This is a genomic window from Kocuria sp. CPCC 205261 (assembly GCF_040981025.1).
GTDB lineage: Bacteria > Actinomycetota > Actinomycetes > Actinomycetales > Micrococcaceae > Kocuria > Kocuria marina.
Genome location: NZ_JAVKPU010000001.1, coordinates 580,276 through 595,468, shown reverse-complemented (window position 1 = coordinate 595,468; position 15,193 = coordinate 580,276). Strand labels below are relative to the sequence as shown.

General features: G+C 69.9%; 14 protein-coding genes. 12 read left to right on the top strand and 2 right to left on the bottom strand.

Translation table 11 applies throughout. The features are described from left to right. Positions 1–51: 51 nt before the first annotated feature. A complete protein-coding gene (locus tag RF646_RS02765) occupies positions 52–897 on the top strand; it encodes a CoA ester lyase (RefSeq protein ID WP_368835132.1) in 846 nt (281 codons plus the stop codon). Positions 898–944: 47 nt separating this feature from the next. On the opposite strand, the gene RF646_RS02760 is transcribed toward RF646_RS02765, so the two are convergent. Then, positions 945–1,655, bottom strand: coding sequence for an HAD family hydrolase (locus RF646_RS02760; protein WP_368835131.1), 711 nt, complete (start codon positions 1,653–1,655; stop codon positions 945–947). A 127-nt stretch (positions 1,656–1,782) separates the two neighbouring features. On the opposite strand from RF646_RS02760, the gene malQ reads away from it, so the two are divergent. From malQ to RF646_RS02705, 11 genes are all read left to right on the top strand, one after another. Then, a complete protein-coding gene (malQ, locus tag RF646_RS02755; RefSeq protein ID WP_368835130.1) occupies positions 1,783–4,014 on the top strand; it encodes a 4-alpha-glucanotransferase in 2,232 nt (743 codons plus the stop codon). A gap of 585 nt (positions 4,015–4,599) precedes the next feature. After that, on the top strand, positions 4,600–4,836 hold the full coding sequence (gene rpmB, locus RF646_RS02750) for a 50S ribosomal protein L28 (RefSeq protein WP_012397434.1): 237 nt from the start codon (positions 4,600–4,602) through the stop codon (positions 4,834–4,836). Between the two features lies 1 nt (position 4,837). Further along, a complete protein-coding gene (rpmG, locus tag RF646_RS02745) occupies positions 4,838–5,005 on the top strand; it encodes a 50S ribosomal protein L33 (protein ID WP_012397435.1) in 168 nt (55 codons plus the stop codon). Between the two features lie 3 nt (positions 5,006–5,008). Continuing rightward, positions 5,009–5,314: a 30S ribosomal protein S14 gene (gene rpsN / locus RF646_RS02740; RefSeq protein WP_064847405.1), complete on the top strand. Its 306-nt coding sequence runs from the start codon at positions 5,009–5,011 to the stop codon at positions 5,312–5,314. A 76-nt stretch (positions 5,315–5,390) separates the two neighbouring features. Next, positions 5,391–5,675 carry an HU family DNA-binding protein gene (locus RF646_RS02735; protein ID WP_064847404.1) on the top strand — a complete coding sequence of 95 codons (285 nt, stop codon included), beginning with the start codon at positions 5,391–5,393 and terminating at the stop codon, positions 5,673–5,675. Between the two features lie 179 nt (positions 5,676–5,854). Then, a complete protein-coding gene (locus RF646_RS02730) occupies positions 5,855–6,448 on the top strand; it encodes a hypothetical protein (RefSeq protein WP_368835129.1) in 594 nt (197 codons plus the stop codon). A gap of 107 nt (positions 6,449–6,555) precedes the next feature. Beyond that, a complete protein-coding gene (locus RF646_RS02725) occupies positions 6,556–7,242 on the top strand; it encodes a copper resistance protein CopC (protein ID WP_368835128.1) in 687 nt (228 codons plus the stop codon). Between the two features lie 411 nt (positions 7,243–7,653). Beyond that, on the top strand, positions 7,654–8,361 hold the full coding sequence (locus RF646_RS02720) for a copper chaperone PCu(A)C (protein ID WP_085106138.1): 708 nt from the start codon (positions 7,654–7,656) through the stop codon (positions 8,359–8,361). Then, positions 8,351–9,622: a Dyp-type peroxidase gene (locus tag RF646_RS02715; protein WP_368835127.1), complete on the top strand. Its 1,272-nt coding sequence runs from the start codon at positions 8,351–8,353 to the stop codon at positions 9,620–9,622. The genes RF646_RS02720 and RF646_RS02715 overlap by 11 nt, the downstream gene beginning before the upstream one ends. A gap of 55 nt (positions 9,623–9,677) precedes the next feature. Beyond that, positions 9,678–11,921 (top strand): cytochrome c oxidase assembly protein, encoded by a 2,244-nt coding sequence (locus RF646_RS02710; protein WP_368835126.1) that lies wholly within the window; start codon positions 9,678–9,680, stop codon positions 11,919–11,921. A gap of 169 nt (positions 11,922–12,090) precedes the next feature. Continuing rightward, positions 12,091–13,980, top strand: a complete 1,890-nt coding sequence (locus tag RF646_RS02705; protein WP_368835180.1) for an NHL domain-containing thioredoxin family protein — start codon at positions 12,091–12,093, stop codon at positions 13,978–13,980. Between the two features lie 118 nt (positions 13,981–14,098). Here the strand turns inward: RF646_RS02705 and RF646_RS02700 are convergent, their stop codons facing one another. After that, entirely contained in the window at positions 14,099–15,079 is a 981-nt protein-coding gene (locus RF646_RS02700; protein WP_286738810.1) for a hypothetical protein, read from the bottom strand. Positions 15,080–15,193: the final 114 nt, after the last annotated feature.

The following is a 15,193-nucleotide window of genomic DNA, read 5'->3' as shown; positions in this document are numbered from 1 at the left end:
GAGCCGCCCCGAACGCCCCAGGCCGATCCCACCCACTTCCCCAGGAGACCCATGGCCCCGTACCGTAACCAACGCGCCGCTGCACTTCCCGCGCGACTCTCCCGCTCGTGGTTGCTGACGTCCGCGGCGGACACGTCGCTGTTCGCGCCCGCGCTGGCCTCGGAAGCGGACTCCGTGATCCTGGACATCGAGGACGCGGTGCCGGAGGAGGACAAGGACCGCGCCCGTGAGGACATGATGGAGGCCATGCACCAGGGCGTGAGCGCATGGGTGCGGATCAACGACATCACCACCCCGCACTGGGAGAAGGACCTGGCCGCGCTGAATGAGGTCGACAACCTGCGGGGCATCGTGCTCGCCAAGACCGAGCACCCGGACCACATCACCAAGACCGCCATGATGAGCCACGCGGGAATCCCTGTGGTCGCACTGATCGAGTCCGCCGTGGGCCTCATGAACGCGTACGACATCGCGCGCGCCCCGGGCGTGTTCCGGCTCGCGTTCGGTGTGGGCGACTTCCGCCGTGACACCGGTGCCTCAGGGGACGCCATGGCCCTGGCGTTCGCGCGCTCGACCCTGGTCACGGCGTCGCGGGTGGGTGAGCTGCCCGGTCCCATCGACGGCCCCACCAACGGGGTGTCCGGGGCGGAGCTCGAGGCCGCGTGCAAGGTCACGCAGTCCATGGGCATGACGGGCAAACTGTGCCTGAACCCGGACCAGGCGGACGGCATCAATCACGCGTTGGCCCCGAGCGATCAGGAGATCCGCTGGGCCCGTGAGATGATCGAGCAGGCCGAGTCCGGTCACGCCGGTGCGGACGGTTCCTACCTCCCGCGCCTCGCGCGCGCCAAGAAGGTCTCGGAACTCGCGGAGACCTACGGCCTCTGGAACAGCTGATCCGCCGCGGGGTCCGTCCAGCGGGCCCAGCTGCGGACTCCCCGCACCTACAGCGGCAGTCCCCACACCCGCAGCATGTCCCCGACCGCGGGGTCGGCCAACGACTCCGCCCGGAAGTGGGACGTGATGGGTTCGTCGTGGCCGTGGGGCACTCCCAGCACCCACAGTCCCGCGGCAACCGCGGCTGCGGTGCCCGCGGGGGAGTCCTCGACAGCAAGCGCGTCTGCGGGCTCCACGCCCAGGCGCCGCGCGGCCTCCTCGTAGATGTCCGGGGCGGGTTTGCCGCGGGGTACGTCCTGCGCGCTGACCCACGTCACGACGACGTCCGCGAGGCCGATCGCGTGCATCTTCCGATCCAGGATCCCGCGGGTGGAGTTGCTCGCCACGGCTACCGGGACCCGCTGGGCGCACGCCCGCACGGTCTCGATCGCGCCCGGTAACGGTTCCAGGACCTCACCGACCACGTCCTCCTCGGTGCGCACGAGCCGCTCGTACACGCCGTCGAACCCGGGAGCGGGCTCGTCCCGCTGCTCGGCCACGGCTGCCGCGCGCCGCGAGATGTCCCGGGCCACGTCCGCGGCGGACAGCCCCATGAGGGACGTGCCCGCGCGCTCGTCGAGCGTCACGCCGAACGATTCGGCGACCTGGGCCTGCACACGCGCCCACGCGCTCTCGGTGTCCATGAGCACGCCGTCGCAGTCGAAGACGACGGCGCGCGGGCGCCAGTGCGGGCCCGGGCCGGGCAGGGTGGTATCCATGCCCCCCAGTCAACCACGTGCCCCCGACGTGTCCGGCGTGTCCGCGCGGCGCTCCGGGCGTGATCGCGGTGGGCAGCGGCGTCGTCGTCGACCGAGGGGACCCGTCCCCGGTGGCTAGAGTGGGGGCATGGCGGAGAACGCAGGAACTTCAGGGGAAACGACTGTGCAGCGCTTGGCCACCGAGTACGGGGTGGCCACGGAGTACCGGGGCTTCGACGGGGGAGTCGAGACCGTGCCGGAGCGGACGTTGCGCCGTGTCCTCACGGCGCTCGGCGCGGACGTCTCGGACGACGACGCCGCGCGGCGCAGTCTGCGCGACCGCGAGCTGGCGCCGTGGCGCGAGCTGCTGCCGCCCGTGGTGATCGCGGAGGAGCAGTGTGAGGCCATCGTGCCCGTGGCTACCACGCAGGGGGACACCGTGCGGGTGCGGTTGTGGCCCGAGGACGATCCGGACGCGGTGCGCGAGCTGCACCCGGCGCCCGACGTGGCTCCCGAGACCCGCGAGGTCGAAGACACGGTCCGCGAGCGCGTGCCCTACGAACTGCCCCGAGACCTCCCGCTGGGCTGGTACCGTCTCGAGGCCCGGACGGGCTCGGGGCAGCGCAATAGCATCGACGTGGCGGTGACCCCGCAGCGCCTCAGCACCACGGACCGGCTGCGCGGGCGCCGCCGGTGGGGCTACATGGCCCAGCTGTACTCGGTGATGTCCTCCCGCTCGTGGGGCGTGGGGGACCTCTCGGACCTCGCGTCCCTGGCCGCCATCAGCGGTGTGCAGGGCGCGGACTACGTGCTCATCAACCCCCTGCATGCCGCGGAACCCACGCCTCCCGTGGAGCCCTCCCCGTACCTGCCCTCGAGCCGACGCTTCTTCAACCCGCTGTACCTGCGGATCAGCGACGTCGCGGAGTTCCCGTACCTGCGTCCGGGGGACCGTGAGGTCGTGGCCCAACTCGCCGCGGTGCAACGCAAGGCCGTGCTGGACCCCAGCACGATCGACCGCGATTCCGCCTACGCCGCGAAGCTGAAGAGTCTCGAACTGCTGTTCACCGTGCGCCGTTCGCCCTACCGCCAGCAACAGCTCGAGGCGTTCGTGGCGCATGCCGGGCAACCCCTGCAGGACTTCGCGCTGTGGTGCGCCCTGCGGGAGGAGCTCGGGGAGGACTCACCCCTGTGGCGGGACGAGGCGAGTTCCCCGGAGGCGCCGTACGCCCAGGAGGCGCGTACCCGGTTGCGCCACCGGATCAGTTTCCATGTGTGGTTGCAGTGGCTGCTCGACGAGCAGCTCGAGGCCGCGCAGCGTGCCGCGTACCGGGCCGGGATGGACATCGGTGTGGTGCACGATCTCGCGGTGGGGGTGCACAAGCAGGGCGCGGACGCGTGGGCGTTGCAGGACGTCCTGGCCCCCGGGGTGAGCGTGGGTGCCCCCGCGGACATGTACAACCAGCTGGGTCAGGACTGGAGTCAGCCGCCGTGGGATCCCCGCAAGCTCGCCGAGGCGGGGTACCGGCCGTGGCGGCAGATGCTCGGCAACATCTTCCGTCATGGCGGGGGTGTGCGGATCGACCACGTGGCGGGACTTTTCCGGTTGTGGTGGATCCCCGATGGCAACCAGGCCTCGGACGGGACCTACGTGTACTACGACCACGAGGCCATGGTGGGCGTCCTGGCCCTCGAGGCCGAGCTCGCCGGCGTGGTGGTCGTGGGTGAGGACCTCGGCACCGTGGAGGACAGTGTGCGCGAGTTCCTGGAGCGCAAGGGCGTGCTGGGAACCTCCATCATGTGGTTCGAGATGGACGGGGACGTCCCCCTGGACCCCTCCCGCTACCGCGAACTGTGCATGGCCTCCGTGAACACCCACGACCTCCCGCCCACGGCGGGCTACCTCGAGGGCGTGCAGCTGCAACTGCGCGAGGACCTGGGACTGCTCGCGCGCTCGCCGGAGGAGGAACGGGAGGAGGCACGCCGTCAGCTGGACACTTTCTTCACCGCGGTCGCGGATGCCGGCTATCTGCCCCGGGATGAAGACCCGGGGGAGCAGGCCAGGATCGAGGCGATCCACCGCTACCTGTGCGACGCGCCGTCCGTGTTGATCAACGTCTCCCTCGTGGACGCGGTCGGGGAGAAGCGGATCCAGAACCAGCCCGGCACGAGCGACGAGTACCCGAATTGGCGGGTCCCGCTCGCGGACTCGGATGGCCGGCCCGTGATGCTCGAATCCCTCCCGGGGTCCGAGCGGGTCAACTCGCTCGTGGACGTGGTCAACGGCGCGCTAGGTACGCATCGCCGGGATCCCAAGGCCAAGGCGCCGGAACAGCCCGAACACCGGGACGTGGCGGACCCGTTCACGGGCGAGTTCTGAGCACTCACTCCGGCACGATCCTGTCAGGGGGTTGCCCCGCCCGGGGGATTAGGTAAGAATTACCTTAACTAATCCCCTGGGTGAGGGGATGGGGCCGAAGAAAACGTGTCGGGGTGGCGGACCGGGTCATGGACGGACCGCCACCCTCGCGTGTTTCCCGTTGTGTTCTTCGGCGGTTTTTCCGGGGGCTCTTCCCGGAGGGATTCTCCCCTGGGTGCGCCGTTCGTGGGGCCCGTCACGGCGGGGCGGACGAGTTGGTCCGTTGCGAGCCAGAGGCTAGGATCGAGGGGCGCGCAATCGCACCGTTTCCGCCTTCGGATTTGCGAGCGAGTCCGTAGAAGCCTAGAATCTAAGGCTGTCGTGTGGTGGAGTCCATCTACCGGCGCCTTGATCTTCACCGTCTTCGTCGTAGCGAGTGCCCTGACCGGTACTGCCGCGGGGTAAACCCATCACGCCCGGCGCGCGAACGGTGGCATTTTCTTGAGGTGGCGGACCACTCTTGGCTATGGCTGCCGGCGGGAAACCGCTCGGCGGCGACCATGCGTGCCGTCATTTCGTCGACATTGGACATTGGAGGAGAACACTATGGCAGCGCACTGCCAGGTGACCGGGGCCCAGCCGGGCTTTGGCCACAGCATCTCGCACTCGCACCGCCGCACCAAGCGTCGGTGGAACCCGAACATCCAGAAGAAGCGTTACTGGGTGCCCTCGTTGCGTCGCAACGTCACGCTCAACCTGAGCGCCAAGGGCATCAAGGTCATCGATGCGCGCGGCATCGACGCCGTGGTCAACGAACTCATCGCACGTGGGGAGAAGATCTGAGATGGCCAAGGACAAGGACGTACGTCCCATCATCAAGCTCAAGTCCACGGCCGGTACCGGGTTCACCTACGTCACCCGTAAGAACCGCCGCAACAACCCCGATCGCCTCGTCATGAAGAAGTACGACCCGGTGGTCCGCAAGCACGTCGATTTCCGCGAGGAGCGCTGAGACATGGCCAAGAAGTCAAAGATCGCCAAGAACGAGCAGCGCAAGGTCGTCGTCGAGCGTTATGCCGCCAAGCGCGCTGAACTGAAGAAGACCCTCGTGGACGAGAACGCGTCCCCCGAGGCTCGCGAGGAGGCCCGCCTGGGTCTGCAGAAGCTCCCCCGTGACGCTTCCCCCGTGCGCGTGCGCAACCGCGACCAGATCGACGGTCGCCCCCGCGGCACCTTCCAGCGCTTCGGGATCTCCCGCGTGCGCTTCCGCGACATGGCTCACCGCGGCGAATTGCCCGGTATCTACAAGTCCAGCTGGTAATTTCTGCACCGGAAGGACCCGACCCCCGGTCGCCCCTTCCCCAGCGAATGCCAACCCAGTCCAGGAGGACAAGCACATGGCTATGAACCGCAGCGAACTCGTTGCAGAGGTTGCCGAGAAGTCCGGTAGCACCCAGGCCGCCGTCAACGGCGTTCTCGACTCCCTGTTCCAGGTTTTCGAGAGCTCCGTTTCCAAGGGCGAGAAGATCACCATCCCCGGCTGGCTCTCCGTGGAGCGCACCGACCGCGCCGCGCGTCAGGGTCGCAACCCGCAGACCGGCGAGGCCATCCAGATCCCGGCTGGACACGGTGTCAAGCTCACTGCGGGCTCCAAGCTGAAGGCTGCTGTTTCCTCCAAGTGAGGTAAGCCCAGCGGGTCCCAGGACCCGGTGCTCGAAGGGACCGTTCACGCACTCCGTGAACGGTCCCTTCCGCATGCGCGCCACCCCACCCCTTCCGCGGGGCCGCCGGGTTCGTTGTTCCCCGCGCGGTGGCGCATAATGGAATCCCATCCTTTCCCCGTGAGTCCCGGAGGTGTTCGGTGTCCCCTCGCGCGCGCCGACTTGCCCGGGGCTGGGTGGCCGCCTTCCTGGCCACCACGCTTGCGGCCGGTTCGCACGCCGCGGTGGACGGGACGTGGCCCTCCCTGCTGATCATCGCGCTGTCCATGTGTCTGGCGGCCCCGCTGTGCATGCTGCTCGCGGGACGGGTGCTCTCACGCTGGAGCGTGGCCGGTAGCGTCCTGCTGAGTCAGGCGTTGCTGCACACCCTGTACGCCCAGTCCGGCGGGATGGCCCACGCGATCGACTACACCCACCACCACGCGACCTCCACGGCGGACGGTCCCGCCGTGGTGATCTCGGTGTTGCCCGCGGCGCATCACGGGTGCGGCATGCTCGCCGCCCACGCCGTGGCGGCCGTGGCCACCTACGCTCTGCTGCGCCACGGCGAGACCGCGGCGTTCCGCCTCCTGGACGCCGTGTCCCTGCGCGTGCTGCGCATCCTTGTCCTGGCCCTGCGCCCGGTCACCACGGCCGTGCCGCGGCGGACCTCCTGGACCTCGCCGCGCGCACTGGCCGATCAGCTCCTGCTCTCCTCCGTCTGCGGATACCGCGGACCGCCCGCCCTCGCCTAGGCATCGGCGGGGACACCCCTGGATCCGATGTCGCCCCGAGCATCCATCGCATCCATCGGCAGCCCACCTCGCGGCCCCCACGCCCCAGGGCGCAGGAGAGAACACCCATGAACCCTTCGTACTCAACACCACATCAGCCCCAGCCCACTCTGCGGACCCCGGCGCGGACGGGTGACACCGCGGCGTCGTCGGCCGCGCCGCACGCCCGCCTTTCGCAACGTTCGGCGACGTCGCTCGCGGCCCTGTTCGCCGCGCTGCTGGCCCTCGTGCTGGTCGTCACCACGGCGGGGCCCGCGAGCGCCCACGACGAACTCGTGCGGACCAACCCGCAGGCCGGCGCGAAGCTCGAGAAGGCCCCCACGGCGCTCGAACTGACGTTCTCCGGGAACATCCAGGACATCGGCAGCGAGGTCCGGGTCACCGACTCCCACGGCACGGACATGACGCGCGGCACGCTGGCCGCGCAGAACACCACGGTGTCCCAGCCGCTGCGCGAGGGCGGGGGTGAGGACGAGACCTACACGGTCACGTGGCGCGTGGTCTCCCAGGACGGGCACCCCATCGAGGGCACGTTCACGTACACCGTGGGCGACGGCGCCGCGACCGCTGCGTCCCCGGCCCCCGTGGCCTCTGCGGACGCCTCCCAGGGCGCGGCCCAGGACGCGAACGGAGCCCAGGAGGACGTGAGCGGCACGGGCATCCGGAGTTGGGTACTGCCCGTGGCCGGTGGCGCCATCGCGCTGGTCCTGCTGCTGGTGATCCTGGCCTTCGCCACCCGCCCCAAGCAGCGCTGATTCCCTGATCTGGGCGGCCCGCCCGGATCATCCTTTTCCCGTCAGGCTCCCGCCGCCGCGCTCACGCGTTCCGGCCCGCCGCGGATGCGGCTCGACAAGCCCTCGGCGCGCCGCTGATGCGGCCCGTCACTGACTCGGCCCACCGCTGACTCGATACCGGCTCGATGTGATCGACGGACGTGACCGCGCCGCCGCTCGGACGAGCACCGTCCGTACGACACCGGTTGCTCTGGCACCCCCGGTACTCAGGGCGCGGCCCGCGGCCCCGCATCGAGTGGGCATAGTCCGTCTTTCGAGCGGGCATGGTCCCGGTGTCGAGTAGGCACAGTGCCGCGTCTCTCGACGCCGCGTCCGACGACACGCGCAGCGGACGGGCGAGCCGGAGCACGATTCACTCCTAAGGACTCACATATGAACTACAACCTGAACACCACGTCCGTTCCCGCCCCGCGCCGTGCGCTGGCCGCTGTGGCCGTCTTGGGCCTCGGCCTGGCTACGCTGAGCGGGTGCTCGGCGCAGGGTGGGGAGGCGGCGTCGTCGCCCGCGGGGACGGACTCCGCGACGCACAGCACCGCCGCTGCGCCCCTGGAACTGAGCGACGGCTGGGCCAAGGCGGCCGACTCCGGGATGACCGCCGTGTTCGGCAAGCTCACGAACACCTCCGGGCAGGAGGTCACGTTCACCGGGGCGGGCGCGGACGGCGTCGCGCGCTCGGTCGAGCTGCACGAGACCGTGGCGGACGGCGGCTCCGGCGCCACACAGATGCGGCAGAAGGAGGGTGGCTTCACCCTCGCACCGGGGGAGAGCCTGGACCTGAAGCCGGGCGGCAATCACATCATGCTCATGGGGCTCACGTGCTCGCTCAAGGCCGGTAGTGACCTCACGCTGCAGCTGCGCACCGACAGCGGGACCCGGGACGTCACCGTCCCGGTGCGCGACTTCACGGGCGCGAAGGAGCGGTACGCGCCCGGCGAGGACGAGCACGCGGGCCACGGAGGCGAACACGGCTCGGGGGCCGGACACTCGTCGTCGTCGGATGCCGCCCACGACCACGGGTCGCACGAGGGCATGAGCACGAGCCCATCCTCGAGCGCACTGCCCACGTGTCATGACCACTGATCGGGGCCCTTCTGCTTCGGGGTGGAGCCGGCGATCGTTGCTCACGGGCGCGGTCGCCGGCGCCGGCGCCACGGGACTCGGGGCGGTTTCCGCTGCGGCCCTCGGCGCCGTGGACCCCCGGCTCGCGGCGGCGGGACAGGACAGCCAACGGCCCGGGCTGCGGACCGAAGCCTTCCACGGCCCACGACAGGCGGGCGTGGCCACGCTGCCGCAGGCGTTCTGCGTGTTCATCGCCCTGGACCTGCACCGGGACGTGGACCGGGACGCACTGCGGCGGTTGCTGCGCGTGCTCACGGACGACGCCGCGGCCCTCACGCAGGGCACCGCCCCCGTCAACGACCAGGAACCCTGGCTCGCCCAGAACCCCTCGCGGCTGACCGTCACGGTGGGTTTCGGGCCGCGGGCCATGGCCGTGATCGACGCCGACCGGGCCCCGCAATGGCTCAAGCCCTTGCCCGCTTTCACGATCGACAAACTGCAGGACCGGTGGAATCAGGGGGACCTGTTGCTGCAGCTGTGCTGCGACGACAAGCTGACCATGGCCCACGCCCAGCGGGTGCTGCTCAAGGACGTCCGGTCCTTCGCGACCGTGCGCTGGGTGCAGGACGGGTTCCGCAACACCGTGGGCGCCACCCCGGACGGTCAGACCACGCGCAACCTCTTCGGTCAGGTGGACGGCACCGTGAACCCGTACCCGGGGGAGGCTGATCACGAGAAGGTCGTCTACGGTCAGGGCGGGTTCACCCCGTGGATCGAGAACGGGACATCCGTGGTGATCCGGCGGATCCACATGAACCTGGACACGTGGGACGAGGCCGACACCCCTGCGCGCGAGGACTCGGTGGGGCGCCGGTTGTCGAACGGCGCACCGTTGACGGGCGCCGCCGAGCACGACGAGCCGGACTTCGAGGCCAAGGGTCCCCTGGGATTCCCGGTCATCTCGTCCTACAGTCATATGCGGCGTTCGCGCAGCGACAACCCGGACGAGAAGATCTTCCGCAGGGTGTACAACTACGATCTGGCGGTGAGTGATGCGTCCGGGCACAGCCGCTCGGGGGACGTCCGGGGCGGGGTGTCCAACACGGGGCTGATCTTCGCGTCCTACCAGTCGGACCCCGTGAAACAGTTCGTGCCCATCCAGCGGCGGCTGGCGCAGTTGGACATGCTGAACACGTGGACCGTGCCCATCGGATCCGCCGTGTTCGCCATCCCGCCGGGTTGCGAAGTGGGTGGGTTCATCGGGGACACGTTGTTCACGTGACCCCCGTGCGCGGAGCAGCACAACGAGAGAATCAACGGGCCGGAGGAACGCCACGATGAGTACCAGCGCACGCACCAGGGACACCGGCCCGCGCCGGGACGGTTCGCGGGGCGACGTCGCTCCCGGCCGTGAGCGCGATAGCGCGCCGGATGCCGGGCGCCCGCTCGGCGCCGGCTCGTCGAAGGGCGCGAGTTCACCGAACGGCGGGACCGCTCCCGCGGGAGCGGTGAGTGTGAGCCCGTGGACCATCACGGTCGTGCTCGTCGCGGCCATGATCGGGATGACCGCGGCCCTGGTCTACGGGGGAGCGGCCGCCCCCCGGCAGGTCGCGGACCCGGGAACGCTCGTGCGCTGGGGGCTGCCCATGGTGGAGACCGTCCACAACATCGCGATAACGGTGGTGATGGGCGGGTTGCTGCTGGCGATCGGCGTGGTGCCCCGTTTCGCGGACCGCTCCCGGAAACGGCCACCGCGCAACAGCAAGGACCAGGCGGGCGAACCGGAACACCCGGTCTTCCGCAGCGTCATGCAGCTCGTCGAGGCCGCGGCCGTGGTGTGGACCGTGGCGGCCGTGGCCGTGCTGATCTTCACGTACTCGGACGTCTCCGGATCCGGTATCGGCACGGGGGGCAACTACACCCAACAGTTGCTGCACTACATGACCGGGATCTCCACGGGCCAGTCCCAATCGGTGATCGTGATGGTGGCCGCCGTGGTCACTACCCTGGTTTTCGGCGTGCGGGCGCTGCTGGGACTGTTCTGCACCCTCGCGCTGTCCTTCGTGGCGATCGTGGCGCTGGCACTCAACGGTCACGCCGCGGGTGGTGCGGACCACATGGGTGCGGTGAACTCCCTGGGGCTGCACCTGCTGGGAGTGTGCCTGTGGGTCGGCGGGCTACTGGTGCTGATCTGGGTGGGGCCGTTGCTGTCCCGTGAGTTCACGGTCAGCGGCCGCGGGGGCTCCCGCCACACCGAACCCCTGCTCGCGGTCGTACTGCGGCGCTACTCCGTGGTGGCTCTGGGTTGCTACCTGCTGGTGTTGCTCTCCGGGATCATCAATGCCGCGGTGCGTATCGGAACGTGGGAGCAACTGACGTCCTCCTACGGGATCCTGGCGCTCACCAAACTCGTGCTGACCCTGTTGTTGGCGCTGGCGGGTTTCGCGCACCGGCAGTGGCTGATCCCCGGGGTCGCGGACGGCTCCCGGTCCCGCGCGGCCACCATGTGGCGCGTGCTCGTGGTAGAAGTGGTGCTCATGGGGCTACTCATGGGCATCGCCACGGCCCTGAGCCGCACCGCCCCGCCCGTCCCGGAGGAGCTTGCACCGGACGCCTCCCCGGCGCGAATCCTCACGTGGTACGAACTGCCCCCGGAGCCCACGTTCGCCCGCTGGTTCACCACGTGGCGCCTGGACTGGTTCTGGGTGGCCGTGGTCGTGTTCATGGCCGTGGTGTACCTGTGGGCCGCGATCAAGGTGTGGCGCCGCGGGGACTCGTGGTCCGTGCTGCGCACCGTGTCCTGGTTCAGCGGGCTGGCTGCACTGCTCTACGCGACGAGCGGCGGGGTGGCGGTCTACGCCCGCGTGCTGTTCTCCGCCCACATGGTCGAGCACATGAGCCTGACCATGATCGTGCCGCTGTTCTTGGTCTCGGGCGCACCCGTCACCGTGGTGCTCAAGGCCCTCGACCCACGAGGGGACGGTACCCGCGGTCCGCGTGAGTGGATCCTGCGTCTCGTGCACTCCACGTGGGGCAGGATCGTGACGCACCCGATCTTCGCGGCCGCGAACTTTGCGTTCTCGATCGTGCTGTTCTACTTCACGGACCTGTTCCGCTTCACGCTGCGCTACCACGTGGGCCACGAGTTCATGATGGTGCACTTCCTGTTCACGGGGTACATGTTCGCGCTCGTGCTGATCGGCATCGACCCCATCCCGCGCCGGCCCAGCTACCCCATGCGTCTCGTGCTGCTGCTCGCGACCATGGCCGCGCACGCGTTCATCGGCATCAGCATCATGAGCCTGACCACGGTGCTGCAGGCCTCGTGGTTCGGCAACATGGGCCGCCCGTGGGGTCCCAGCGCCCTGGACGACCAGCAGCTCGGCGGCATGCTCATGTGGGGGATCGGCGAGTTCCCCACATTCCTGCTCGCCGTCATCGTGGCCGTGCTGTGGGCCATGGAGGGCGCCAAGGAGAACCGCCGGGTGGACCGGCAGGCCGATCGCACGGACGACGCCGAACTGCGCGCCTACAACGAGATGATGGCCGAGCTCGCGGAGCGGGACGAGCGGCGTCGTTGACATCCGCCGGGACGGGCGCCGGCGAGGCCGGGCGGTTGGCGGACGGGTCCGCGGGGTGTGCGGGGGCGTCACGTAACGCACGGGAAGCTCTGCCCCGCGGATAACGTTGTCCCAGGAAGAAACCCTTGACCCCCGGTGGAAGGACCCAGACACCGTGACCTCCGCACGCATGAACACACCCGTCCGCGCCTCGGAACTTGAGGGCAGAGCCTGGCTGAACACCGGCGGTGAGCGACTGGACCTGCAGGCGCTACGGGGCAAGATCGTGATCCTGGACTTCTGGTCCTTCTGCTGCATCAACTGCCTGCACGTGCTGGACGAGCTGCGCCCCCTCGAGGAGAAGTACGCGGACGTGCTCGTGACCGTGGGCGTGCATTCCCCCAAGTTCGAGCACGAGGCGGACCCGGACGCACTGGCCGCGGCGGTGGACCGCTATGAGATCACCCACCCGGTGCTCGACGACCCCCGGTTGAGCACGTGGGACGCCTACACGGCGCGCGCGTGGCCCACCCTGGTGGTCGTGGACCCCGAGGGGTACATCGTGGCGCACCTCTCGGGTGAGGGCCACGTCCAGGGGCTGGAATCCCTCGTGTCCGAACTCGTGGCCGAGCACGACGCCAAGGGCACCCTGCACCGCGGGGACGGCCCCTACGTCCCGCGCCCGCAGCCCGAGGGGGACCTGCGCTTCCCCGGCAAGGTCGTGGCCCTTCCGGACGGTTCCTTCATGGTCAGCGACACCGGTCACCACCGCCTGGTCCATCTCGAGGAGGACCTCACCACGGTTCGTCGGGCCATCGGTTCCGGCACCAAGGGCTGGGCGGACGGCCCCCGGGACGCCGCGCGGTTCAACGAACCCCAGGGCATCGCGGTGCTCCCCGAACGCGTGCGTGCTGACGTCGGCTACGACCTCGTGGTCGCGGACACCGTCAACCACCGGCTGCGCGGCGTGGAACTGGGCACCGGCGCGGTGCGCACTTTGGCGGGCAACGGCGTTCAGCGCCTGCTCGACGACGCCCGCGCGCGCGGCGTGGACCCCAACGAGATCCCGCAGGACGCCTCGGCCACGTCCGTGGCGCTGTCCTCCCCGTGGGACGTGACGTGGTCCGACGCCGCGGACACCCTGGTGGTCGCGATGGCCGGGACGCATCAACTGTTCTCGTTCGACCCGCGCACCGGGGCGCTCGCCGTGCTGGCCGGGACCGGGGACGAGGGACTGCGCGACGGTTCCGCGCCCGAGAGCTGGTTCGCCCAGCCCTCCGGCCTGGCTCAGGACGCCCACGGGGCCGTGTGGGTCGCGGACTCCGAGTCCTCCGCGCTGCGCCGCGTGCGCTTCGGCGAGGACGGGTCCACATCGGTGGAATCCGCCGTGGGACTCGGACTGTTCGACTTCGGGTTCCGGGACGGGCCGGCCGATCAGGCACGGTTCCAGCACTGCCTGGGGGTGTGCGTGCTCCCGGACGGATCCGTGGCCGTGGCCGACACCTACAACGGTGCGGTGCGCCGGTTCGACCCCGCAACCGGTGAGGTCTCCACGCTGACCCGCGGACTCGCTGAGCCCTCCGACGTCCTGCTCGACACGAGCCACGACGAGCCCGTCCTGGTGGTCGTGGAGACCAATGCCCACCGCCTCGTGCGGGTGGCGGTGCCCAAGCAGGCCCAGACCGTGGACGAGGGTGCGGCCAGCATGCAGCGCAAGCGCATGCCGGTGGCCCCCGGGGAGCTCGAGCTCACGGTGCGGTTCTCGGCCCCCACGGGTCAGAAGCTCGACACCCGGTGGGGTGATCCCACGCAGCTGAAGGTGTCCTCGTCCCCGGAGGATGCACTCGTGCAGGGTGACGGGACGGCCCAGGGGCTGACCCGCGCCCTGCGGATCGCGGACGGTGTCACGGAGGGGGTCCTGCACATCACGGCCCGCGCGGCGGCGTGCGACGGCTCCCCGGACGGGGAGATCCCGGAGCACGCGGCGTGCCACCTGTACCAGCAGGATTGGGGGATCCCGTTCACGGTGGACCCGCAGGCCCCGGCAGAACTCACGCTGGACCTGCGCGGAACGGACTGAGCGGGGCCCACGGGCACCACGGCCCACCCTTCTCCCACGCCCCGCCCAATCCGTCTCCCACCACCCGCCCCGGGCGCACATGCACCCGGGGCACACCCGTCAGCGCGGCGCCCGCCCGTCAGCGCGGCGTGAGGGTCACCTCGTCCCCGGTGACCCTCACGTCCGCGCTCAGCAGGAACGGGACCTCATCGGTGACCTGGGATGTGGTGCCGTCATAAAGGTCCACCGCGGTGAACTCGATGCGCGCGATCCCCCGGCTGTCGGACACGTGCCAGCGGCCCGCGGCGGCGTCGTCCAGGGAGACGTAGGGCGTGGGGTAATCCTTGATGCTCCAGGAGACGCGGCCCTGGATGCGCCCGTCGAACTGGTAGGAGAAGGGGCATCCCGCGGGGTAGAGGCTGTCCTGCGCGGCACACTCGTCCAGGTGCTCGTGGATCTGTTTGTCCACCTGGTGAGTGAGGCGTTCGGACGGCTCGGCCTCGAGCTTCATGGTGGTGTTCTCCCGGGCGTCGCTCACGGCCGCCTCCTGCGGCTCGGCGCGCACCATGGGGGAGGTGTAGGAGCCCGTGTAGATCCCGGGGTAGAAGACCGCGAACTCACGGGAGGACCCGGGGAGCGCCACGGACGCGCCGTTGATGTCCACCGCGGTGGAACCCGGCATGGCCACGTTCATGGTGGGCAGCGTGGAGGGATCGAAGTCCCACACCGTGAAGAACCCCCATTGCGTCTCCGCGGGGTGGAGCGTGAACTCGGAGGACGCCTCATGACCGTTCAGCGTGTAGCTCGCCCGCACCACCGCCCGGTCCCCGGACAACGCGACGGTGCGCACGGATACGTTCTCGAGTCCCTTGCTTGCCTCGGCCAGGGGTTCGCCGTCCAACAGGGCCGCGTTGGAGTCCGGGACCTGGGCGTTGAGCAACCCCAGGGCCTTGCCGCCGTCGCCGGCCTGGAGGGCCTGGAAGTAATCGCGCACGTCCGTCTCGGGCCCGTACGCGTACTTGTTCACGAGCGCAATGGTCACAGCCGCACCTGCGAGCGCCAGCAGAATCAGGACGAACCATGCCCCCACGGCCCTGACGATGCGTTCACTGCGTTCCATGAGTCCCCACGTTAGTGGACGTCCCGGGGAGCGGGCCCCGCGTGTCCCGGCGATGACCCGCCCGCTGCCGGGCCGCTAGGCTGAACCGGGCGGCCCGGGGGCACCGCCCCCGGA